The following is a 20,750-nucleotide window of genomic DNA, read 5'->3' as shown; positions in this document are numbered from 1 at the left end:
GCTACTTTTTTTCTGTGACGCTGTACAGCTCGCTCTGTGACGGGTTCGGACTCGTCGCCGCGCACCACAATATAGAAAAGCCACCAGTGGGTACGACCCGCTATGGACGTTCCATACGATCTCACCTCCTACATCCGCGTACTCAAACTGGCGAGTACGCCGTCGTGGGAGGAGTTCTCCCAGATCGCGAAAATCGCCGGCGCGGGCATCGCGCTGGTCGGACTGCTCGGGTTCATCATCTTCGCCGTGATGACCTTCATCCCTGGCAGCAAGCCGGTGTAAACCGATGGGAATCTACGCAGTCAAAACCACGGCCAGCCAGGAACGCACCGTCGCAGACATGATCATCTCCCGCGAGGAAGACGAGATCCACGCCGCGCTCGCGCCGGACTCGCTCACGAGCTACGTGATGGTCGAAGCGGACGATCACAACGTCTTCGACCGCATCCTCGACGAGATCCCCCACGCCAACGGCGTCGTGCAGGGGGAGTCCTCGATGGCGGAAGTCGAGCACTTCCTCTCGCCGAAACCGGACGTGGAAGGCATCGCGGAGGGCGACATCGTCGAACTCATCGCCGGCCCGTTCAAGGGCGAGAAGGCGCAGGTCCAGCGCATCGACGAGGGCAAGGACCAGGTCACCGTCGAACTGTACGAGGCGACGGTCCCGATTCCGGTTACCGTGCGTGGTGACCAGATTCGAGTGCTGGACTCCGAAGAGCGGTAGACCCATATCCACCGGCGGAGCCGGTAGTTCACGGGCCTGAACGACTGAGGGCCCGCGTTTTCGCCCACGTTTTTCGAGGAGTGGTGCGCGAGCACAGTGAGCGCACCCGACGAAGAAAAAGGTGGAACAGTAGGAGGCGACGGTCCCGATTCCGGTCACCGTGCGTGGCGACCAGATTCGCGTTCTCGACTCCGAAGAGCGGTAGGCGAACGGGTCTCGTGCAATTCGAACGGATGCGTAGCGACCCGCAAGGGAGCAATCAAGCGTTTTCAGACTAGTTGGCAATCATTGTCGAGCAAAGTCAGGCACCGTCGTAAAACAGCGGTAGTTGCTACGCTTCGCCGCCTTCCAATCGGTCGATGACCTCGCTCATGTTGGCGGCGGCCTCAACGGATTCTTTTATCTGTTCACGACGACGGACCTCGGCGGCGGAGGCGTCGTAGGCGCGAACGTACTCCGCGCGGGAGTGTTCGTCGAAGGCGTGCTTGATAGCGAAGTAGCCGTCGGGGACGACGGCACCGCAGACCTTGCACTCGATGCGGTCATGCTCAACCGACTGGTGGATGATAAGCTCCTCGACGCGGTCGAACTGTCTGTCGTCCCCTTCGATGTCGCACTCCCAGCGTGGCATTTGCTCAGTGGCAGGCGACCCGGGGTTAAAAACGTTGGCTGCCACCTGTCAGAAGTCTGTCTCTCAGACTGCCAAAACGGAAACCCCTAATGGCAGTACGGAGTTAGCGTTCACCGTGCAACCCGAGGGGTACGCCGTTGATCTCCACGTGAAAGTGCTCGACGACGGGGTCGTCGAGCGTGCGAAGGCACGTGGTCTCGACGCGCTGGTGTACGCACCGCATTTCACGCGGCTGCCGGAGATACGGCGGCAAGCAGAGGCGTTTTCCGACGAAGAGCTGACTGTGTTTCCAGCCAGAGAGATATTTACTGGCACCTGGCAACAGCGCCGGCACGTACTGGGTATTGGACTCGAAGAGCCGATCCCGGATTTCATTACCTTCGACGGCGCGATGCGAGAGCTGGACCGTCAGGACGCAGCCGTGCTCGTCCCCCATCCCGGATTTCTCAATGTGAGCCTCGGACTCGACGACATCGAAGCGTACGACGACAGCATCGACGCGCTGGAAGTGTACAACCCCAAGCAGTTGTCCCACCACCGAGACCGCGCGCAGTCGTTCACGTCGGAGACCGGCCACGAGCCGTTCGTCTCGTCGTATGCCCACGTCCGTGGTACCGTCGGCGAGGCGTACGTGACCTTTACCGAGGCGTTCGAGGACGTGGCGGCGCTCAGTGCGGCGCTGAAAGACGACGTGGAGCGGTCGCTGTTCCATCGCGACGGCATCTCACACGACATCCGCCGGGCAGTCGAGTGGGCGCATCTGGGGCTGGAAAACACCTGGGGAAAGTTCGACCGGCTGATGCTGCAGGGGACCGAGCCGACTCATCCGGACCACGTCGCGTACAGCGGTCGGTTCGACGACGTGAAAGTGTACTAAACCAGAAACGCGCTGTTCTCGACGACGAAGGTACGGACCGACGGCGGCAGGTACTGTGGGAGCACATGTATCAACAGCCCGACCGCGGCCAGTTCGAAGATGGTAATCGCGACGGTGACAACCTCCGCATACTCACTGGAAGTCGTCACACCCGTCGGTGACCCGTACTCTTTGTCCGAGATGGGGTAAAACAGTGCGATGCCTCGGCGGGAACCGAAGTAGTCCAGCACGTAGTGGGTGAGGACGCCGAGCCACACCCACTGGAGATTGCCGCCGTGATACAGCGGATGGGCCAGGAAGATCACGAGGACAGGGATGTTGTGCAGCGTCTTGCGGTGCTTGCCGAAGGCGGTGTCGACATCGGGGAACAGTGCGCCCAGAACGACGGGAAGGAACACTTCCGTGATTGTCGCGAATGTCGTCACGTCGCCCGAGGGGTCAAGGACGTATCCCAGTCCGATGCTCAGGAGGACGGCGTTCAGGACGTGCCCACGTTTGTTCATCTACCGGACCGTCTGTGTCCCAACTGAAAGAGCTTACTACTCCTGTAGGGCGGTTTCCAGGTCCCGGAGCGCCTGTGTCGCGATGGCCGCTTTGACCTCGCGACGGGTGCCATCGAACTCGTAGCGGGACACTGTCACGCCGGACTCGTTGGTCCCCCACGGGGCGGCCTCGGCGACGGCGATGTACACCGTCCCGACGGGCGTTTCCGACGAGCCGCCGCTCGGCCCGGCCACGCCAGTCGTGGCGACGCCCCAGTCTGTCCTGGCGGTATCACGAGCGCCCTGAGCCATTTCGACAGCGACCGGTTCTGAGACTGCGCCGTGGGCGTCCAGCGATTCCCGCGAGACGGCGAGCAGCTCTCGCTTGGCCTCGTAGGAGTAGGTAACCAGCGAGCGGTCGAAGTAGTCGCTCGAACCGGGTATGTCCGTTATTTTCGACCCGACAAGGCCGCCGGTACAGGACTCCGCGGTAGCGACTGTGGCATCAGCTTCTCGGAGACGCTTGCCGACGCGCTTCTCGACTGGGTCCGCTGTATCGTCTGTCATTAGCGGTAGTTGTCGCGATGGGCGAATAAGCGTTCAGGGCGGGCCGGAATACTTTCAGTTCGGAGACACAACTGCGTGTATGAGCTATCAGACGACGCTTGGCTGGTCACTTGTTACCTCGGGTCTCGTGACGCTATTCCTCTGGGTCCTGCCGGGGTCGGACCTCCTGTGGGGGATGCTGTTGCTGGTCCTCGGCGGACTGACGCTGTACATCCGCCAGTAGACAGAAAAGCAAACGGGGCCGGCAGCCCGAGACCGGGTATGGACTACACGGAACCCCAGTTCTTCCGGGTCATGCAGTATGCGGCCCGGGCCGACCGGGACGTGGTGGACATGGTGTCGGGCAACCCCGACTGGGACCCGCCCGAGGGGCTTCGGGACGGGCTCAGAGACTACGCCGAGGCTCCGGCCGACGACTACCAGTATCCGCCCAGCGTCGGGCTGACGCCCCTCCGCGATGAAATCGCCGCTCGGCGTGGGGTGGACCGGAACCGAGTCCTCATCACGAACGGCGCGGGTGAGGCAAACCACCTCGCGATGACCGGCGGACTCCACCACTTCGACGGAAACGAGATTCTCCTGACGGACCCGGTCTACCCCTACTACGCCGGCCGGGCAAACTTCGTCGGCGCGGACATCTCCTTCGTCCCAGTCGACGAGCGCAACCGACTGGACCCCGCGGACGTTCGGGCAGCCGCGAGCGACGAGACGGCCGTCATCGTCGTCAATTCGCCGAACAACCCCACCGGCGCGGTGTACGACGCCGACGCGATGGCCGAGTTCGCAGCCATCGCCGAGGAGTACGACGCGCTGCTGCTCAGCGACGAGGTGTACGACCACTTCGACTACGCGGGTCGGTTCAGTTCGGCGCTGCACGCCGACTCCGACCACGTCGTCGCCACCAACTCCCTCTCGAAAACGATGGCGATCACCGGCTTCCGGGTCGGCTATGCAATCTTCCCGCCGGAGGACGGCCCGACCGGCGCACTTCTGGAACGCGCTCGCACCCAGCATATGCTCACGAACGTCACCGGGAGCCGGCCGGCGCAGTACGCCGTCCTGCGGGCGCTGAAGACCACGAGTCCCGACTACTACGCCGCGTGCCGACGGCGACTCGAAGACCGCGTCGACGATTTTTGCGCTGCGCTGGCGGAAGTCGGGGCCGAGTACAACCGCCCCGATGGCGGCTTCTACGTGATGGCGCGGTTCCCCGGCTTCCCCGGGTCGTTCGAGAACGTGTACGAACTCATCGACGAGGCCGGCGTCGCCGGGATGCCCGGCGAGGCCTTCGGCGAGTCTCGGCGTGACTGGATACGATTCGCACTCGTGACGCCTCGGGTGGACGAGGCAGCCCAACGGCTGGCGAACTATTTCGAGTAAAAAGCGACTGCCGGCTTAGCCGAAGATCAGTTCGACGTCTTTCGCCCGCGCCAGCAGGTCGTCGTCGTAGTACTCCTCGGTCTGGGCGGGATGGGTTTCGTCGATAGCCCGGACGGTTTTGACGGTGTTGGCGAAGTTCTTGTAGGTCGCTTCGTCGACCATCTGGCCGTCGACGACGACTGCGCCGGTCCCCTCGCGCTTGGCCTCGTTGAACGACTCGATCTTGTGGAGGTCTCGCTCCAGTTCCTCCACCGTCGGCATGTGGATGCGATTCGCCTGCTCGGTCTGCTTGGGGTGCAGCGACCACGAGCCGTCGATGCCGATGGTCGCCTCGTGTTCCACCTGGTCGGCGTACCCCTCGGCGTTGTAGTAGGTAACGCCGGCGCGCTCGTGGAACAACTGGTCGAAGGGGCCGCCGATGGCGACGATGTCAGCGGCGCTCGTCTCGTTCGAGAGAGCTTCGAGCAGGCCGTCCCAGCGGGGCCGTTCGCCGTTGAGCGCGCGGCCGCCGAGTTCCGCTGTGTAGTCCACCGGCCCGAACACGAGCCCGGAGAGCCGGGAGTCTGTGGCGTACTGGCAGATCTCGCGAAGGTCCGAGCGACCGGGAGCGGTCTCCAGAATGATCGCCATCTCCAGCGTCCCCTCGGGAAGCCCGGCATCGCGCTCCGCGTCGGCGACGACGCCCGCGGCGTCGCGCACGTCGTCGAGGCGGCCGACCTTCGGGAAGACGAAGCCGTCCAGTTCCTCGCCGACCTCGGCCGCGAGGCGGGTCACCTGCTCGATGCCGCGCTCGCGGGCGTCGGCGTCGTCGTAAGCCCATTCGACCCGCGGGAGAATGTCCCCGGCGAAGTCGTCGGCGTGGTCCGGGACGTGCTCGACGATGTTGTCGACGGCCTCGTCTTTCATCGACGGGGCGGTGCCGTCCTCAATGTCGGGAACGAGCCAGTCGGGGGCCTGAAATCCCTCGCTGGTGAGTCCCGAGACGAGGAACTTCGCGCTGTTGTCGTTCGGTATCGCGGCCGGTGCGGTCTGGAAGGTTCGGCAGAGTCGTGTCATTGGTGTCGCTGAATGTGTGCGGTTCGCCGGCCCGAGTAGACCGGGGTCTGCTCCTGATTGAACGCGACGTGTTCGAACGTGACCGCGCCGGCTCGTTCCGGCCCGGCGTCTGGGTCGCAGTCGAGGACGCGGGTGAAGCCGTAGACGGTGTCGCCCAGCGTGACGAAATCGTGGAACCGCTCGTCAGCAAACCGCTGTTCGCGGTAAGTCGCCTCGTCCGAGCGGGCGTGGGCCAGCGCAATCGAGCGGGTCACGTCGCCGTAGGCGACGATGTCGCCCGACGGCGAGTCGGCCATCTCGTCGCGGTTGTGGTGCTGGCGAGCGGTGTTGAGCGTCGAAAGCGGCAGGCCGGCGACCAGCTGGTCGTCCATCGTCCGCCCGCGTTCGTGGCGGTAGGCGACGGCGGCGTTCTCCTCGCGGGCGGTGTCGAGTGCCGCTTGGAAATCCCCGAAACGTTCGCCGTCGGGCGAGAGGAGAGTGTCAGGCATTGCCGGTCCGCCCTCGTCCTGTTCGCCGACAGCGCCGCCGTCGGTCGCCGCAGGCTCGCGGCGCGGAATCATATTCGTTCGCCGGTAGGAGACCAGCGTCTCGCCAGTCTCGCGGTCCCGACCCTCCGTCTCCCAGGTGACGATGCCGTACTTCGGCCGGGAGGAGGACGTTCGGGTGTCGACGACGGTCGAGGTGACCGACAGCGGCGTCCCGGCCGTCGCGGGCTGGTGGAACTCCACGTCGTCTCGGCCGAGGAAGTAGCCGCCCTTCTCCGAGAGGTCCTCGACGGTGATGCCCATCACGCACGCCAGCAGGTAGTCCGGGTGAACCGGGCGCTCCTCGAAGCCACGCTCTTGTGCGGTGTCGGCCCGCCAGTACGCCGGGTCGTGGTTGAGCGTCTGGCCCATCCACTGCTCGCTGCCGTGATGGGAGAGTCGGAGGCCGGGGTCGTGAGCGAGTTCGTCGCCCTCCGCGAAGAACTCGAAGAAGTGGCCCTTCTCCCTGGTATCGGCCCGGTCAAGCAGCGAGTCGAACGTCTCGCCGTCCGAGAGGTCCAGCGCGTCGGGATCGGTCCAGTCAGTCATCGGCCGGCACCTCCCGGGCGGCGTCTCGTCTGGCAAGCGCCCGCCGCATCTCGTTCGTGACGACCATGAACCCTTCGTCGAAGCCCATGCCCGGTTTCGCCAGCACCTGCGCGGCGTCGGTCGCCAGCGCGACGTGGGCACAGGCCCGCGCGGAGGTCACTGTCTCGTTACAGGTCCCGCCGACGTAGGCGCGGGTGTCCGTGCCCTCGCAGTACAGCACCGCTTCGGCCGAGCGCTGGATACCGCCGAGGTCCGGCGTCTTAATCTGGACCAAGTCGGCCGCTTCCGCGTCGACGAACGCCTGCACGTCCTCGAAGGTGTTGCACCACTCGTCGGCGACGATATCCACGTCGACGCCGGCGTCGGCCAGTCCCTCGCGGAGTTCGGCCATCGCGGTTATCTGTGCCTGCCGGCCGCCAGCGTCCATTGGCCCCTCGACCTGGAGGGGGTACGGCGCGGCAGCCTCCCGCAGCGTTTCGAAGTAGTCGGTAACTTCGGTCCGGTCGTACGGCGGCCCGAACACCTTCCCGAGGATGCCGTACACGTCGACGTGGAAGCGCGGCGAGTACGGCTCCGGCCCGAGCGCTGTGGCCCGGTCCGAGAGCCAGGCGAGGTAGTCGCGCAGCCCCTCGCCGTTCTCGCCGACCTTCTCGACGCTGTTGAACAGGCCGTGGGGCAGGACCGGAACGCCCTTGATGAGCATCTTCTCGGCGTTGATACGGCGCTCGTCGCCCGATTGCCCGAACACCGGGACCGGCGAGGTCGCCGGCTCGGTGTCGTAGGTGTCTGCGAGCACGTCCGTCGGCGTCACTCCCCGCGCTTGCGCGGCGGCGTTCAACAGCGCCTGCGAAACGCCGTAGCGGACCGCGGTGTGGAGCTGGTCGCCGCCCGACCGCTGTGCGTCCATCTCCTCAAGCATCGTCGCGTTGGCCCCGAACTGCGTCGCGTCCTGTCCACGGAGCGCGTCGGCGACGGGGCCCTCGACGACTGGGCGGTACTTCTCAGCCCGGAACAGCGGGTCGCGGCCGCCGGCCCCGGAGTACTGGACCGCGGCGCAGTCACCGGTCGCGATTGAGCCGTCAGCGAGTTCGATTTCCACGATGAGCGCCTCGCCTGCCTCGCGGATGCGGTCGAACCCCTCCGTGACCGGCTGGCCGTCGTAGGCGAACCCGCTCTGGGTCGCCCCGTCCTTGATGGCCTGCTGGTCGTCGAAGAAGAACCCCGAGAGGCCCGGAACCGTTCGAACGTCTTCAATCCGCATCGCTGGCACCTCCCGCGGGGCTGTTGTCGCCGGTTGGACGCCCGATGAGCTTCCCGTCGCTGATAGCGTCCACGTCGTCGGCGACCATCCGGAACGACTGGTCGCGGCCTTCGGTCTCGGCCCGCTCGCCGAGCCGCGCGGCGTGGATCTCCTTGATGTCGTCCGGGAGCGCGAGGTCCGCGAACTCGAAGATGCGGACCCGGCCGTCGTCGTCTCTGGCCGGCAGCACCGCGCCCTTGGCGGCGTCGCTGGGCGCAAAGGGAACATCCAGCGCGCCGCTGTCGAAGGCGTTGATGACCCCCCGTGCCACGTCGCCGTCGCCGGCGTCGTAGATCGCGTCCATCAGCGCCCGTGTCTCCCGCTCGATGAGCGCCTGTTCCTCGTCGATACCCCCGAGGTCGATGTCCTGTTCGATCATCATATCGATAAGCTGTCTCGTCGTCCGCAACCCGGCCGCGTTGGCCTCCTTCGTCGGCACGCCCTGGAACTCCTGGGCGGACTTCGTGATGACTTTGTCCGGCTGGGCGACGGCTGCCGTCGCGCCGCCGAGACTGATGACGCCGTTAGCGCGGGCCTCGTCCGGCGGGAAGCCGCCCATCCACTCGTGGAAGACGGTCGTGACGGTCACCTCGTCGCGGAGGTACTCGTTACCGAGCTTCCGCAGGGCGCGCAGCGCCGCCACGTCCTGCACGAGGTTTCCGACCTGCCCGTAGCCCAGCGTGAGCGACCGGACGCCCTGTGTCGCAGCAAGCTCGCCTTCGACGAGCATCACCGCGATGGCGATGCTCGGTGGGACGAGCGTGCCCGTCAGCGGGCCGAACGGTTCGCGGTTGATTGTCACGCCACGCTCGGTGTAGGCCCCACAGAGCCGGTCGACGAACTGCCAGTGCTCGATAGTCGTCGCGAGGTCGTGCCGCTTCGTGTACGGAATGTTGTATGAAATCGGCCCGCCCTCGAAGCTCTGGAAGCCGCCGGCAAGCGTGACCATCGCCAGTAGCCGGGCGTCAGGCGTGCCGTGCCGGACCTCGACCGGTGCGTCGAGCGCCCGGATGAGCCGCCGGCAGTCTTCGACGCCGTGGTTCACCGCGGGGAAGCCGTTCAGTTCGTTCTCGTCGCTGCCGCGGGAGGCGGCCAGTCCCTCCTCGGCCTTCTCGTACTCGTTGTCACGCGTGTACGAGTCGATGGTCGTCGGCAGGAGGTCCGCACCGCCCTCGTCCTGTAGATACCGCAGCAGGTCGATCTGTTCTTCGAGGCAAGGGACGCCCGCTCGCGGCTGGAGGAGCGGCTGGTCAGCCGACTCCAGCACCGTGGCGAACTGCTTCGAGGCCGGCAGCGACTCGTGGAAGGCAATGGCCTCCTCGAAGTCGACTTCCCGGCCCGTGTGCCAGTTGTCTCTGAGGTCGTTTGCGATGCGCTGTAGCTGGTCGTCGCTGAGTCGCTCGTCAGTTGGCATAGTCACCCGTCAACCCTGATCTGCTCCGCCTCTGTTGTCGTCAGTTGCAGGTCTTCGCGGAGCATCTCGATTGCCTCCTCCGGGTCCGTCTCCGCGTCGAAGACGCGGTCGAAACCCATCTGTCGGAAGGTCGCCTGCGTCTCCTCGAAGTCGGACTGTCCGACGGCGAGGTTCCCACCGACGTACGTGAGCACGTCGAGCCCAGCGTCGTCGAGCTCGTCGTGCAGCCCCTCGCAGTCCTGGCGGGCGTGCCCGTACAGCGAGGATACCAGTACTGCCTCGGCGTCATGAGATTTCGCGGCGGAGACGAACTCGTCCTGTGCGGTCTGGACACCGAGGTTAATGACCTCGAAGCCTGCGGCCGAGAGCGCCTGCTCTAGAATCGTGATGCCGACGACGTGCGCGTCGGAGCCAATCACGCCGAGGATAACGGTCCGGGGCATGTACTTCCCCGTCATCGGCGGGTAGTGATAAACCTAATGGTCTTTCATGATAATATGGCCTTAAGGAATTTATAACGGACATTCAAGAAGGTTTATGCGGCCGCCCCGTCGTGGTTTTCCCATGGGTGCGCTTGACGACTTGCGTGTGCTCGACCTGACACAGGTCCTCGCCGGACCGTACTGTACGATGTTGCTCGCAGACATGGGCGCGGACGTGGTAAAGGTCGAACGCCCCGGCGGCGACCTCATCAGGTCGAACCCGCCGTTCGTGAGCGACGGTGACGAAGAAGCCTACGGCGGCTACTTCCAGAGCGTCAACCGCGGGAAACGCTCGCTCGAACTCGATCTGGGGACCGATGAAGATCGCGAGGCGTTCCTTTCGCTCGTTGAGCGCGCAGACGTGGTGGTCGAGAACTTCAAGGCTGGCACGATGGAGAAGTTCGACTGCGGCTACGAGACGCTGCGGGAACACAACCCGGACCTCATCTACTCCTCCATCCGGGGCTTTGGCGACCCGCGGACGGGCGAAACCCACCGGCAGGGCCAGCCCTCGTTCGACCTCATCGCGCAGGCGCTGGGCGGGGTCATGGAAATCACGGGGCAGTCGGACGGCCCGCCGACGAAGGTCGGCCCCGGCGTCGGCGACCTCTTCACTGCCGTGCTGAACGCCGTCGGTATCCTCGCGGCCGTGCATCACCGCGAACGCACTGGCGAGGGGCAGTACGTCGATACGGCGATGTACGACTCGATGGTGTCGCTGTGTGAGCGAACGGTGTACCAGTACTCCTGTGACGGCGAGTCGCCGACCCGGCAGGGGAACTCTCACCCGACGCTGTTCCCGTACGACTCCTTCGAGGCCGCCGACGGCCACGTCGTCATCGCGGCGTTTGCCGACGGCCACTGGGAGACGCTGTGCGAGGCGATGGAGCGTCCGGACCTCGCCGCGGACTACCCCGACGCCGGCAGTCGGATCGCGAACCGCGAGTCCCTGCGCCGCGAAATCGCCGACTGGACGGCTACCATCGACTCGGAGACGCTCCTCGACCTGCTCGAAGGGCGCGTGCCGGCCGCGCCGGTCCAGAACACCGCCGACATCTTCGACGACCCCCACATCCACGACCGGGAGATGCTCACCGATGTCGACCAGCCCGGCGCCGACGAACAGATAACCATCGCCGGCAGTCCGATAAAGATGACCGAAACCATGCCCTCGCCCGGTGGTCGCGCGCCGCTGCTAGACGAGCACAGGGCGGAACTGCTTGACGAGGCCGGGGTCGGTACGGGCACCAATCGCGTCGAAAGCGACGACTGATCGCCAACTGCCGGCAATTTTCACCACATCAGGGCAGGACCATTATCTATCATGAGCCGTAGAATAGGCTATGGTCGAAGTTCCAGATGCACTCAGTACATTGTTCAGTGCGCGAGTAGAGACTGACGGGGACCGATATATTGTCGAGATTCCGAAAAGCGAAGTGTCCCACGGCGCGATTTCGCCGGGCGAGACTTACCGCGTCGGTCTGCTATCACAGGTCGATGCCGGTTCGTCGGCGCCAGCCCAGCCACAGACGCCCACACAGGATACCGACCCGGAGCGAGCCGACACCGGCGTCCCGCAACCACCGGTCGACGAGGGCGAGATCCGAAACGTCACCATCGAATCGCTGGGCGACCAGGGCGACGGCATCGCCAAGGTCGAGCGGGGCTACGTCGTCATCGTCCCCGACGGCGAACCGGGCGACTCGCCGACCGTCGAGATCGAGACCGTACAGGAGAACGTGGCGTTTGCGAGCGTCGTCGACAACGACGGACGGACCGTATAGCGGAACAGTTCCGTTTTCAGCGGCCCAGTGACCGCCGGGCTGGCAGTCCTTACAGGGCCGGAACAAACAGTCACAGCGGGTCGCTCGGCCGACGTGCCCCTACTTGAATGGAATCTGTCGGACGCGGTAGAGGTCGAAGAACGACTAGTAATCACAGCATCACAAACGTTTATATGATTTAAATCCGGTATTTAAAACACTATATGGTCGACCCAAAAGAGAGCATTGACATCGAAAATGTCGTTGCTTCGACCGGTATCGGACAAGAACTCGACCTTGAGAGCGTCGCGATGGACCTGGAGGGGGCCGACTACGACCCCGAGCAGTTCCCGGGCCTCGTCTATCGGACACAGGACCCCAAATCCGCCGCGCTCATCTTCCGGTCGGGCAAGATCGTCTGCACGGGTGCGAAATCCACGGACGACGTCCACCAGAGCCTGCGTATCGTCTTCGACAAACTCCGCGACCTGAACATCCAGGTCGACGACGACCCCGAAATCGTCGTCCAGAACATCGTCAGTTCCGCGGACCTCGGGAGTTCGCTCAACCTCAACGCCATCGCAATCGGCCTCGGCCTCGAGAACATCGAGTACGAGCCGGAGCAGTTCCCGGGCCTCGTCTACCGACTGGACGAGCCCGACGTGGTCGCGCTGCTGTTCGGTTCGGGGAAGCTCGTCGTCACCGGCGGGAAGCGAAAGGAGGACGCGGAGGAAGCCGTCGACACTATCGTCGAGCGACTCAGCGATCTCGGCCTGCTGGACTAACGGCTCGGTGCTAGTGACTGGGCGGCGGTCAGTCACTGCCCGTTTTTCCGTTCATTGCGGTCTCGACACTGTTCACACAGAGCGGGAGCGACGGCGATGGACTCGAACCCCGCGGTTCAAATACCGGGACGACTAATCCCGGCCCAATGGCAGACCCCGCCTCGACGGGTACGGAGTCCTGGCGCACGTACTTCGGCTTCGACGAGCCATACGAGAACCAGGCTGACGCCGTCGAACGAGCCATCGAGGCGGGCAAGGCGCGCGGCTTTCTCGCGATGGAGGGGCCCTGCGGGACCGGCAAGACGATGGCCGCGCTCACCGCCGGCGCGACGCTGGTCCGCGATACGGATTTGTACGAACGGATGGTCGTCGTCACCCCGGTCAAACAGCAGCTCCAGCAGTTCGTCGACGACCTTCGGACGCTCAACGCTGGAATAGAGGAGCCCTTCGACGGTATCTCGCTGGTCGGCAAGCGCGACCTCTGCCCGTACGGTCGTGAAGGGCAGTTCCCCGACGACGTGAGCACGCACGACCGCTGTGAGGACCTCAGGGAGGCGACGGCGCGGCTGGTCGAGGACGGCGGGCGCTCGGACGGCGCAGCCGTCGCGGACGCCGCAATCGCCGGTGAGACTGACGACGACCAGTGGTGGGACCCGCGGAAGGGCCAGGACCTCGCCGCGGCCGCGCGTCCCGACGCCGCCGACCAGGCGACGCTGGGCGACAACACGCTCTCGACAGCGGGTGCGAACTCGCCGTACCGACAGGCCCAGCCGACCGCCCCGGAGTCGATGGCCGACGGGTCGGACCCGCCGCTGTACTGTCCGTTCGAAGCCGATTGGTACGCCCGCAACAAGGGGTCGCCTGTCGATTTCTCGGCCGGCGAGGAACACGTCGTAACGATGGACGACTACCTCCCGGCGGCGACGGAGCGCGGGACCTGCCCGCACCGGGTCATGAGCGTCATGCTTTCTGAGGCCGACGTGATCGTCGGGAACTACAACCACCTGTTCGACCCGGGCTCTCGACCCCTGCTGTCGGACGTGCTCGACGACCAGACGCTCGTCATCGTCGACGAGGCCCACCGACTCGAAGAGCGCGTGCGGGACCTCCTGTCGGACCGCCTGGGTCGCCAGACCATCGTCCAGGCGCGCAACGACTGCACGACGCTCATCCAGCGCGCCCAGCAGAGCGCCGACCACAAGGCGCAGGTCCGCGAGGTACTGTCGGCCCGCGAGGTCCCGCTGGACGCAGTCGACCAGGCCCGGAAGTTCTACGATGACCTCGTGCGGTGGCTCGACGACCGCGTCGAGGCGTTTCTCGACGCCGAACACGAGGGGTGGCGTGCGGACCCGTCGACCCTGCCGGAGCACGACCGCGAAATCCCGCTGCGGGACCCCGACACGGTCGAGCAGGACGAACTGACCGAGTGGGCCGAGCGCAAGGGCTACGACGGGTCGCTCTGGCGCTCGCTGTCCCAGGTCGGGGCCGCCGTCGAGGACGCGATCGACCAGCTCGGGCTGACCCGCCAGCCGGTCTGTGCCGCCGTCGGCGTGCTGGCCGGGCAGTGGTGGGAGCGCGACCACGCGACGTTCCTCCGGGAGATCGAACTGGAGCACTCGCCCAATCACGGGCAGAGCCTCGACGCCGACTACCAGGCCGTGTACACGCCGGGCCTGCTGTGTTACAACTGCATGCCCGCGACGGCCCTGCGGAACGTCTTCGACGACCTCGGGGGCGGTATCCTGATGAGCGCGACGCTGGAGCCGCTGGACGTGTTCACCCGCGTTTCCGGGCTGGACTCGATGGCCGAGACGGGGTCGACGGCCCCCGACGAGGATTCCGGCGACGGACGACCGGTCCGCACGACCACGTACGATCTGCCGTTCCCGTCCGAGAACCGGGCGTCGTATCTCGTCGATGCGACGCCGTTTACCGCGCGCAACCGCGGCGATCCCGAGACGATGCGGCCGCTCGGTGACAGCTGGAACCCGACGCGTGATGAGTACGCCCAGGCGCTGCGCGCGCTGGGTCGCTCACCCGGAAATGTGATGATAGCGATGCCGAACTACCGGGAGGCCCGATGGGCCGGCGCGTACCTGCAAGCGGCCGTCGAGAAGTCGGTCCTCGTGGACGAGTCATCGAGCAACGAGGAGACCGAACGGCTGAAACGCGAGTTCTTCAGCGGCGACGGGAAAGTCATGGTCACGTCGACGCGCGGAACGCTGACGGAGGGTGTCGACTACGACGGCGAGAAGCTATCGACCTGTGCCGTCGTGGGCATCCCGCTGGTGAATATCGGGTCGCCCCGCGTCCGGGGTGTCCAGCGAGCATACGGCGACGCCTTCGGCGAGGACAACGCCTTCGAGTACGCCCTGACAGTGCCGGCCGTGCGGCGCGCGCGCCAGGCCATCGGTCGCGTCATCCGCGGTGTCGACGAGGTCGGCGTGCGGGCGCTAGTCGGCCGCCGATACACGCCGGACGCGCGCCATTCGGTGTATCAGTACCTGCCCGCTGGCGAGCGCGAGGAGTTCACCCGGATGACACCCGATTTCCTCGCGAGCCAACTAGATTCGTTCTGGGCCGACCACCAGTAGTGCCGCCTGTTGATTAACCGGAAGATTTCGTTGTCAGCGGAAAGCATTTACATCGTGGAACGAGTGTACCTATAGATGCCCGAGTGTCAGAACTGCGGCGAGTTCGTAACCGAGCAGTACGTACGGGTTTTTACACCAGAAGCCGTCGAAGGCCATGGCCCCCGGGTCTGTCCGAACTGCGAGGACAAACTCCGGGACGGCGCGGACGTCCGTGAAGCGCGTTCCTCGAGGCAGTAGGACAACTCCTTTTCGGGAAGTACTCAAGGCCGGACGAGCGTAGCTTCTGGCATGAGCGAACTCGACGTCGAGGCGGTCGACGACATCGACGCACCCGCGGGAATCGACGCGGCGGAGTACGTCCTCTACGGCGGGAAAGGCGGGGTCGGCAAGACGACGTGTGCCGCGGCCACCGCGCTGGCCTCCGCGCGCGACGACACGGCGACGCTCGTCGTCTCTACGGACCCCGCCCACTCCTTGTCGGACACGCTGGAGGCAGATATCCCGGCAACACCGACGCGCATCCGCGAGGACATCCCGCTGTACGCCGCAGAAATCGATCCGGAGGCCGCCGTCGGTGAAGGGCCGCTCGGCGTCGAAGAGGACGCACTCGGCGGCGTGGGCGAACTGCTCGGCGGCGACGGCATGTTCGGCGGTGGCGCAGGCGGCGCAGCAGGCGCAGGCCAGGGCGAGGACCCCCTCGGCGGCGAGGAGGGACTCCTCGGCGGGTCGATGCCCGGGGCCGACGAAGCCGCGGCCCTTCGCCTCCTGCTGGATTACGTCGACGACGACCGCTTCGACCGCGTCGTCATCGACACCGCCCCGACCGGTCACACGCTCCGACTGCTGGAACTCCCCGAGACGATGGATTCGATGGTTGGGAAGATCCTCCAGCTCCGCGAGCGATTTTCGGGGATGATGGACAACCTCACCGGCATGTTCGGCGACGATCAGGACGTCGACGCCGAGGCCGGCATCGAGGACCTGCAGGAGCTTTCGGACCGAATAGAGCACCTCCGGGGGATTCTACAGGACCCGCAAAAGACGGATTTCCGCATCGTGATGGTGCCCGAAGAACTCTCAGTCGTCGAGTCCGAGCGACTGCTCGCCCAGCTCGGCGAGTTCAACATTCCCGTCAGCACCGTCGTCGTCAACCGGGTGATGCAGGACCCGAGCGAAGTGCTCGGCGAGGACGTAGACATCGCCGGCCCGAACCACGCCGACTGCGAGTTCTGTGCCCGGCGCTGGCAGGTCCAGCAGGACGCGCTGGCCCGGTCACAGGACATGTTCCGCGGCCACGATGTGCGCCGCGTCCCGCTGTTCGCCGAGGAAGTGCGCGGCGAGCGGTTGCTGTCGGTCGTTGCGGCCTGTCTGGACTGAGACGGATCGGTGTAGCGGGCGGCAGTCGTTGCTTAACTCGTCAGTTTCCGGATGACGCCAAAGGCCGCGTCGCGCCACCGCGCCGGCAGGTAATCGAGCATGAGAAGCAGTTGTGCGCCCTGACCGACGGGATACCGCGGCTCGGGGTCGCTGGCGCTGGCGGCGTCACGGATAGTCAGCGCGACCGTGCCGGGCGTGACCGACAGCGCGTCCTGGATGCCGACGAGGTTCGAATCCTCGTGGGCCTGGTACAGCCAGTCGTACGCGCCGGACTTGTCGAGCTCGTCGAGTTCTTCCTCGGCGCGGTCGTCGAAGTTGGTCTCCACCGGTCCGGGTTCGACGAGCACCACGTCGATGCCGAACTCCTCGACCTCCATCCGGAGCGCGTCGCTGAGCCCCTCCAGGGCGAACTTCGAAGCGGCGTAGCCACCCTGATTCGGGAACGCGATACGGCCTGCGACGCTGGAGACGTTGACGATGGTCCCGTTCTCCCGGGCACGCATGTGTGGGAGCGCTTCGCGGATGAGTCGGTGCGGGCCGTAGAGGTTCACGTCGAACTGTTCGTGGAGCGCCGCCGTCGACACGTCCTCGACCGCGCCGAACTGCGGGTAGCCGGCGTTGTTCACCAGGCAGTCGAGCCGTCCCTCGGCCTCGATGAGCGACTCAACGACCCGCTCGCATTCGCGCGGGTTCGTCACGTCGAGTTCGGCAGTCTCACAGCCGTCTTCGCCGAGGTCTTCGATGTCCGATTCCTCGCGGGCGGTCGCCCAGACTGTCCAGTCGTCGGCCAGGAACGCCTCGGCACTCGCCCGCCCGATACCCGAGGACGCCCCCGTAATCAGCACCGTCTTCGCCATGTGTTGGCCGGGAGAACACACCCCGGGAAGTTATACTGTCGGTTATTCGGACGGATTATTCACGGCTGCCTTTGCCTCGTCGGCGTAGCTGTCGGCCACCCGGGTCGGCTCGGGGAGCTTGTAGCCGTCGGCGGTGGCTTCGACGATGTCCGCCGCCGTACTTGCGCTGACGCGATGGCCGGGGCTGACGATAAGTGGATTGATATACCGGTTCGGCGAGTCGTACTGCCGCGTCTGGAGTGCGTGGCCGATGACCGTCCCGTCGGGACAGGTCTCGACGCTGTCGTCGGCTGCAATCGGAATCCGCGTCCCTTCCGGGTACGTCTCGTCGAGGGACTGCTCCGGCGCGCCACAGAGGAGGCTCTTGGCGACACCGACGGTCGGTACGTCCAGTGTGATGCCGATGTGTGTCGCCAGGCCGGCCTCCCGAAAGTGGATTCGACCGCTGCCGTCGACGAGTACCACGTCCGGGTCGGCCTCCAACTCCGCGAACGCGGCCAGGATTGCGCCGCCTTCGCGGAACGACAGCAGGCCGGGAATGTATGGAATCTCGGTTCGCTCGACGGCGCTGACCCGCTCGATGACCTCGCCGTTCCGTAGTACGACGATAGCCGAGACGGCTCTGTCGTCGACGAACGCCTGGTCGACGCCGGCGACGAGCGGCGGGTTCGTTGTGTCGTCGGTGCTGGCGCTCAGCGTCGTCTGGTCGTCGTCCGGTGCATCCCCAGCGGACGCGATGGCCGCTGGCGAGACATCCAGGTCGTCCTCGAACCGCGCGACCTCGGCAATGTCGCGTTGCAGCGCCTCCATCTCCGCCTGAGATAGCGACGGGTCGGGGATGAAATCGGGGCGAACTGGGTCCATCGTCACGGACGACGCCGGCCCGGACCACCGGGACCGCCCGGTCCACCGGGGCCGCCGCCACCGCCGAACTGTATCTGGCCGGGCATCCGGGTCTGCCCCTTGATTTTCTGGCCGTACCAGAGGCCGATGACGAGGCCGATGAGGTGGGCGAGGTGGGCGATGTTGCCGCCGAGCAGCCCGGCCCCCTGCATGCTGAACGTCCCGGCGATGCTCAACAGGAAGTAGAAGGCGGTGATGGCCCAGATTGGAACCGGGATCAGGAAGTACAGGTAGACGCGTAGGTCCGGTTTCAAGACAGTCAGGAATGCCATGATAGCCAGTGCAGCGCCGCTGGCCCCGAGGACGCCGTAAGCGGGGCCGCTCAGGAACATCTGGAGGCCGACCTGACCGAGGCCCGCCAGCGCGCCGGATACGAGGAAGAAGATCGCAAACTTCTTCGATCCGATCTGCTGTTCGACGAGTCGGCCGAAGAAGTAGATGATAATCCCGTTTCCGAAGATATGGAACAGGCCCCATCGTGCATGAGAGAATATTGATGTAAACCAGGTCCAGACGTACTCAGGGTTGTTCGGGTGGAGGACGAACAACGCCTGGTGGACCTGCTCGCCAAGCGCGAGCGTTACGACGTGTTGTAAAACAAAGACGATCCCCATGATCGCCAGGAACAGGTACGTGACGTTCCCCCGGAAGTACGCCAGCGGCCCGCCGGGTCCGGTGTCGATACCGAGCCGGTCGGCGACGCCGCCGCCCCCGGAGGTCTGGCCAGTGTTTACACTCTCGTCGAACCCGCTGTCGAACACGCCGCCCGGATCGCTCCAGTTATCCAGTCCGGGGCAATCGTGGGCCTCGGGCAGTCTGTGTTCCGCACAGTAGGTCCCGCCACAGTGCCCACACTGGTACGGCATGTTCTCCTGCTTTCCACAGGCATCGCACTCCGACATTGTCCTACGGTAGGAGTGGGCGGTGGAAAGGGATTGTGCTTATACTGTCGGCTGTCAGTCTGTGACGGGTTTCGCGACGCAGCGGCTTATTCGCCGATGTCAGGGTTGCTTTCAGCGTCCCGGAGCACGCCGATCCACGCCGGTTCGCCGTCGTACTCGATTGACCCGCCGGACACCTCAATGGTGCGCGTTTCGCCGTCGGCCTGTTGCCCCGCAAATTCCGAATGGAACGTGTCACGCTCGTCTGACTCTGCCGTTCGGAGTGCGCCGGGGAATCGGCTTTCGTCGCCCTCTGGAGTGAGTATAGTCGGTGATTCGTCGATGAGTTCACTCTGGTCGTAGCCGAAAATGTCGGCCAGCTTCTGGTTCACGTAGACGAACGTCCCGTCCTGAATGATACAGACGCCCGCGAGCTCCTGTTCGACGAGCCGTTGATACCACGAGAGGGCGTTCCAGAACCGCTGTTCGGTGCGGTGTTGCTCGACAGCATTTTCGATTCGGTTGGCGAGGACGTCGTACGTATCTGACCGGCCTCCCTTCTGCATGTAGTCCGTCACGCCCGACGCGATGGCCTCGCTCGCGATCTCCTCGCTCCCTTTGCCGGTGAACAGAATGAACGGGATGTCCGGGTACTGCTCGCGGATGAGTTCCAGAAACTCCAGCCCGTCGGTGTTTGGCATGTCGTAGTCGCTGACGATACAGTCGACCTGCTTGGTCCGGAGGAAATCGAGCGCGGCGACGGCGCTCGTCTTCGTCACGACGTCGAAGTCGTCGTTGATGCGTTCGAGATACATCTCGACCAGTTCACCCACCTGTGGATCGTCGTCGACGTGCAACACGGTACACTGCTGGGACTGCTCGACTTTCGCCAGCGGAATCGGTACCTCTGTCTGCATTTCGTCGTGTTGATCCGCTGATTCGGTCCGGAGAAGCGGTGTGTGACGCGTCGTCGCGCGGCGACTTCCGCTGATGGCCTCGCTGGAGAGTTCCACTATCTTGTCTCCGAGCCGCCACTCCTCCTCAGAGGTCATCTTTTTTCCCCGGTGCTGTCGATACTACAGAAGACGAACGCAATCAGCCATCCAGTCAGGCTGGTAGTGATTGTTCTAGACCCCGATCCCACCACGTCTGGTCCCCGAAGCGAGCCAGCAGGACGTATATATTTCAAATAATAGTCAGGCGAGTTCCATCTAGGCATCAATACCTAATCCTGGCCGTAGTTACATACCAGTCTACTAAACGCTACTGATGGGGTGTATCGCTGTGGGCCTTCTTGAGAACGTTCGACCCGTTCGTGTTATTTGATCGCTAGACGGGAGATATAAGTGCTGTCTGTGTTGATTTGTGGATTTATCTTTTAATTCTATACTTAATACAATATATAATATGTAGGTACACTTCAGATAAATTTAATTATTTCCCGACCTACATCAAAATCGTATCATGTCCGATACTACCATGCGCGAATACCTCGCAGAGCACCCGAAAATGGCCGGCGCACTGTTCACCCTCCTGATGCTACTGTCACAGGCAGGGACTGCAGCAGCTGCAAACAATAGTTCATATATCGGTCCCTGATTCCG

Annotated in this window: 24 protein-coding genes and 1 pseudogene; 13 read left to right on the top strand and 12 right to left on the bottom strand. The window is 64.7% G+C overall.

All coding sequences use genetic code 11. From position 1 onward, the window contains the following. Positions 1-102: 102 nt before the first annotated feature. From HAH_RS06565 to HAH_RS19455, 3 genes and pseudogenes are all read left to right on the top strand, one after another. Positions 103-282 carry a protein translocase SEC61 complex subunit gamma gene (locus HAH_RS06565; RefSeq protein WP_004592944.1) on the top strand — a complete coding sequence of 60 codons (180 nt, stop codon included), beginning with the start codon at positions 103-105 and terminating at the stop codon, positions 280-282. 4 nt (positions 283-286) lie between these two features. Beyond that, on the top strand, positions 287-724 hold the full coding sequence (locus HAH_RS06560) for a transcription elongation factor Spt5 (RefSeq protein ID WP_004516836.1): 438 nt from the start codon (positions 287-289) through the stop codon (positions 722-724). A gap of 133 nt (positions 725-857) precedes the next feature. Then, positions 858-929: pseudogene (locus HAH_RS19455) on the top strand (transcription elongation factor Spt5); the annotation flags it as partial. A 126-nt stretch (positions 930-1,055) separates the two neighbouring features. Here the strand turns inward: HAH_RS19455 and HAH_RS06555 are convergent. Beyond that, positions 1,056-1,355 (bottom strand): DUF7565 family protein, encoded by a 300-nt coding sequence (locus HAH_RS06555; protein WP_004516837.1) that lies wholly within the window; start codon positions 1,353-1,355, stop codon positions 1,056-1,058. A 115-nt stretch (positions 1,356-1,470) separates the two neighbouring features. On the opposite strand from HAH_RS06555, the gene HAH_RS06550 reads away from it, so the two are divergent. Beyond that, a complete protein-coding gene (locus tag HAH_RS06550) occupies positions 1,471-2,232 on the top strand; it encodes a PHP-associated domain-containing protein (protein ID WP_044951805.1) in 762 nt (253 codons plus the stop codon). Here the strand turns inward: HAH_RS06550 and HAH_RS06545 are convergent. Both HAH_RS06545 and HAH_RS06540 read right to left on the bottom strand, forming a co-directional pair. Continuing rightward, on the bottom strand, positions 2,229-2,735 hold the full coding sequence (locus HAH_RS06545; protein ID WP_008309440.1) for a metal-dependent hydrolase: 507 nt from the start codon (positions 2,733-2,735) through the stop codon (positions 2,229-2,231). The two genes, HAH_RS06550 and HAH_RS06545, sit on opposite strands and share 4 nt — an antisense overlap. A gap of 36 nt (positions 2,736-2,771) precedes the next feature. Beyond that, the gene (locus tag HAH_RS06540) at positions 2,772-3,281 is read right to left on the bottom strand and encodes a CinA family protein (RefSeq protein WP_014040208.1); all 510 of its coding nucleotides are present in this window, start codon (positions 3,279-3,281) and stop codon (positions 2,772-2,774) included. A 79-nt stretch (positions 3,282-3,360) separates the two neighbouring features. On the opposite strand from HAH_RS06540, the gene HAH_RS19910 reads away from it, so the two are divergent. Further along, positions 3,361-3,504 (top strand): hypothetical protein, encoded by a 144-nt coding sequence (locus HAH_RS19910; protein ID WP_004961837.1) that lies wholly within the window; start codon positions 3,361-3,363, stop codon positions 3,502-3,504. A gap of 38 nt (positions 3,505-3,542) precedes the next feature. Next, a complete protein-coding gene (locus tag HAH_RS06535; protein ID WP_014040207.1) occupies positions 3,543-4,661 on the top strand; it encodes a pyridoxal phosphate-dependent aminotransferase in 1,119 nt (372 codons plus the stop codon). 15 nt (positions 4,662-4,676) lie between these two features. Here the strand turns inward: HAH_RS06535 and citE are convergent, their stop codons facing one another. Genes citE through glmS form a run of 5 tightly spaced genes read right to left on the bottom strand, consistent with a single transcriptional unit; the run spans position 4,677 to position 9,947 of the window. Then, positions 4,677-5,717, bottom strand: coding sequence for an L-malyl-CoA/beta-methylmalyl-CoA lyase (gene citE, locus HAH_RS06530; RefSeq protein WP_014040206.1), 1,041 nt, complete (start codon positions 5,715-5,717; stop codon positions 4,677-4,679). Continuing rightward, positions 5,714-6,790: a 2-methylfumaryl-CoA hydratase gene (gene mch / locus HAH_RS06525; protein WP_014040205.1), complete on the bottom strand. Its 1,077-nt coding sequence runs from the start codon at positions 6,788-6,790 to the stop codon at positions 5,714-5,716. The genes citE and mch overlap by 4 nt, the downstream gene beginning before the upstream one ends. Continuing rightward, on the bottom strand, positions 6,783-8,051 hold the full coding sequence (locus HAH_RS06520; RefSeq protein WP_023843240.1) for a methylaspartate ammonia-lyase: 1,269 nt from the start codon (positions 8,049-8,051) through the stop codon (positions 6,783-6,785). Before HAH_RS06520 ends, mch begins: the two co-directional genes overlap by 8 nt. After that, the gene (locus HAH_RS06515) at positions 8,041-9,504 is read right to left on the bottom strand and encodes a methylaspartate mutase subunit E (protein WP_014040203.1); all 1,464 of its coding nucleotides are present in this window, start codon (positions 9,502-9,504) and stop codon (positions 8,041-8,043) included. Before HAH_RS06515 ends, HAH_RS06520 begins: the two co-directional genes overlap by 11 nt. A gap of 2 nt (positions 9,505-9,506) precedes the next feature. After that, on the bottom strand, positions 9,507-9,947 hold the full coding sequence (glmS, locus tag HAH_RS06510) for a methylaspartate mutase subunit S (RefSeq protein ID WP_004592954.1): 441 nt from the start codon (positions 9,945-9,947) through the stop codon (positions 9,507-9,509). A gap of 121 nt (positions 9,948-10,068) precedes the next feature. Between glmS and mct the strand changes: the two genes are divergently transcribed. The 6 genes from mct to HAH_RS06485 all read left to right on the top strand — a co-directional run bounded on the left by mct (position 10,069) and on the right by HAH_RS06485 (position 16,505). Beyond that, a complete protein-coding gene (gene mct / locus HAH_RS06505; RefSeq protein WP_014040202.1) occupies positions 10,069-11,259 on the top strand; it encodes a succinyl-CoA:mesaconate CoA-transferase in 1,191 nt (396 codons plus the stop codon). 70 nt (positions 11,260-11,329) lie between these two features. Beyond that, on the top strand, positions 11,330-11,770 hold the full coding sequence (locus tag HAH_RS06500) for a TRAM domain-containing protein (RefSeq protein WP_014040201.1): 441 nt from the start codon (positions 11,330-11,332) through the stop codon (positions 11,768-11,770). Positions 11,771-11,973: 203 nt separating this feature from the next. Next, positions 11,974-12,534, top strand: coding sequence for a TATA-box-binding protein (locus HAH_RS06495; RefSeq protein WP_004516850.1), 561 nt, complete (start codon positions 11,974-11,976; stop codon positions 12,532-12,534). A gap of 146 nt (positions 12,535-12,680) precedes the next feature. Continuing rightward, positions 12,681-15,128, top strand: coding sequence for an ATP-dependent DNA helicase (locus tag HAH_RS06490; RefSeq protein WP_014040200.1), 2,448 nt, complete (start codon positions 12,681-12,683; stop codon positions 15,126-15,128). 75 nt (positions 15,129-15,203) lie between these two features. Beyond that, a complete protein-coding gene (locus HAH_RS19905; protein WP_004516852.1) occupies positions 15,204-15,365 on the top strand; it encodes a DUF7563 family protein in 162 nt (53 codons plus the stop codon). Between the two features lie 51 nt (positions 15,366-15,416). Next, the gene (locus tag HAH_RS06485) at positions 15,417-16,505 is read left to right on the top strand and encodes an ArsA family ATPase (protein WP_014040199.1); all 1,089 of its coding nucleotides are present in this window, start codon (positions 15,417-15,419) and stop codon (positions 16,503-16,505) included. A gap of 32 nt (positions 16,506-16,537) precedes the next feature. Here HAH_RS06485 and HAH_RS06480 read toward each other — a convergent pair whose 3' ends face one another. From HAH_RS06480 to HAH_RS06465, 4 genes are all read right to left on the bottom strand, one after another. Further along, positions 16,538-17,362, bottom strand: a complete 825-nt coding sequence (locus HAH_RS06480; RefSeq protein ID WP_014040198.1) for an SDR family oxidoreductase — start codon at positions 17,360-17,362, stop codon at positions 16,538-16,540. Between the two features lie 42 nt (positions 17,363-17,404). After that, positions 17,405-18,226, bottom strand: a complete 822-nt coding sequence (locus HAH_RS06475; RefSeq protein ID WP_174878658.1) for an endonuclease V — start codon at positions 18,224-18,226, stop codon at positions 17,405-17,407. Between the two features lie 2 nt (positions 18,227-18,228). Beyond that, positions 18,229-19,167: a rhomboid family intramembrane serine protease gene (locus HAH_RS06470; protein WP_014040196.1), complete on the bottom strand. Its 939-nt coding sequence runs from the start codon at positions 19,165-19,167 to the stop codon at positions 18,229-18,231. An 86-nt stretch (positions 19,168-19,253) separates the two neighbouring features. Continuing rightward, entirely contained in the window at positions 19,254-20,198 is a 945-nt protein-coding gene (locus HAH_RS06465) for a response regulator (protein WP_014040195.1), read from the bottom strand. A 412-nt stretch (positions 20,199-20,610) separates the two neighbouring features. On the opposite strand from HAH_RS06465, the gene HAH_RS20550 reads away from it, so the two are divergent. Next, the gene (locus HAH_RS20550) at positions 20,611-20,745 is read left to right on the top strand and encodes a DUF7503 family protein (protein ID WP_023843239.1); all 135 of its coding nucleotides are present in this window, start codon (positions 20,611-20,613) and stop codon (positions 20,743-20,745) included. Positions 20,746-20,750 lie beyond the last annotated feature (5 nt).

Origin of the sequence: Haloarcula hispanica ATCC 33960 (genome assembly GCF_000223905.1) — an archaeon.
Classification (GTDB): domain Archaea; phylum Halobacteriota; class Halobacteria; order Halobacteriales; family Haloarculaceae; genus Haloarcula; species Haloarcula hispanica.
This window is presented reverse-complemented; position numbering and strand designations above follow the sequence as displayed.

Excerpts from the sequence above, each read along its gene's own strand:
- HAH_RS06565 (WP_004592944.1), top strand. The coding sequence starts at position 103 with ATGGACGTTCCATACGATCTCACCTCCTACATCCGCGTACTCAAACTG.
- HAH_RS06560 (WP_004516836.1), top strand. The coding sequence starts at position 287 with ATGGGAATCTACGCAGTCAAAACCACGGCCAGCCAGGAACGCACCGTC.
- HAH_RS06555 (WP_004516837.1), bottom strand. The coding sequence starts at position 1,355 with ATGCCACGCTGGGAGTGCGACATCGAAGGGGACGACAGACAGTTCGAC.
- HAH_RS06545 (WP_008309440.1), bottom strand. The coding sequence starts at position 2,735 with ATGAACAAACGTGGGCACGTCCTGAACGCCGTCCTCCTGAGCATCGGA.
- HAH_RS06540 (WP_014040208.1), bottom strand. The coding sequence starts at position 3,281 with ATGACAGACGATACAGCGGACCCAGTCGAGAAGCGCGTCGGCAAGCGT.
- HAH_RS19910 (WP_004961837.1), top strand. The coding sequence starts at position 3,361 with ATGAGCTATCAGACGACGCTTGGCTGGTCACTTGTTACCTCGGGTCTC.
- HAH_RS06535 (WP_014040207.1), top strand. The coding sequence starts at position 3,543 with ATGGACTACACGGAACCCCAGTTCTTCCGGGTCATGCAGTATGCGGCC.
- citE (WP_014040206.1), bottom strand. The coding sequence starts at position 5,717 with ATGACACGACTCTGCCGAACCTTCCAGACCGCACCGGCCGCGATACCG.
- mch (WP_014040205.1), bottom strand. The coding sequence starts at position 6,790 with ATGACTGACTGGACCGATCCCGACGCGCTGGACCTCTCGGACGGCGAG.
- HAH_RS06520 (WP_023843240.1), bottom strand. The coding sequence starts at position 8,051 with ATGCGGATTGAAGACGTTCGAACGGTTCCGGGCCTCTCGGGGTTCTTC.
- HAH_RS06515 (WP_014040203.1), bottom strand. The coding sequence starts at position 9,504 with ATGCCAACTGACGAGCGACTCAGCGACGACCAGCTACAGCGCATCGCA.
- glmS (WP_004592954.1), bottom strand. The coding sequence starts at position 9,947 with ATGCCCCGGACCGTTATCCTCGGCGTGATTGGCTCCGACGCGCACGTC.
- mct (WP_014040202.1), top strand. The coding sequence starts at position 10,069 with ATGGGTGCGCTTGACGACTTGCGTGTGCTCGACCTGACACAGGTCCTC.
- HAH_RS06500 (WP_014040201.1), top strand. The coding sequence starts at position 11,330 with ATGGTCGAAGTTCCAGATGCACTCAGTACATTGTTCAGTGCGCGAGTA.
- HAH_RS06495 (WP_004516850.1), top strand. The coding sequence starts at position 11,974 with ATGGTCGACCCAAAAGAGAGCATTGACATCGAAAATGTCGTTGCTTCG.
- HAH_RS06490 (WP_014040200.1), top strand. The coding sequence starts at position 12,681 with ATGGCAGACCCCGCCTCGACGGGTACGGAGTCCTGGCGCACGTACTTC.
- HAH_RS19905 (WP_004516852.1), top strand. The coding sequence starts at position 15,204 with ATGCCCGAGTGTCAGAACTGCGGCGAGTTCGTAACCGAGCAGTACGTA.
- HAH_RS06485 (WP_014040199.1), top strand. The coding sequence starts at position 15,417 with ATGAGCGAACTCGACGTCGAGGCGGTCGACGACATCGACGCACCCGCG.
- HAH_RS06480 (WP_014040198.1), bottom strand. The coding sequence starts at position 17,362 with ATGGCGAAGACGGTGCTGATTACGGGGGCGTCCTCGGGTATCGGGCGG.
- HAH_RS06475 (WP_174878658.1), bottom strand. The coding sequence starts at position 18,226 with ATGGACCCAGTTCGCCCCGATTTCATCCCCGACCCGTCGCTATCTCAG.
- HAH_RS06470 (WP_014040196.1), bottom strand. The coding sequence starts at position 19,167 with ATGTCGGAGTGCGATGCCTGTGGAAAGCAGGAGAACATGCCGTACCAG.
- HAH_RS06465 (WP_014040195.1), bottom strand. The coding sequence starts at position 20,198 with ATGACCTCTGAGGAGGAGTGGCGGCTCGGAGACAAGATAGTGGAACTC.
- HAH_RS20550 (WP_023843239.1), top strand. The coding sequence starts at position 20,611 with ATGTCCGATACTACCATGCGCGAATACCTCGCAGAGCACCCGAAAATG.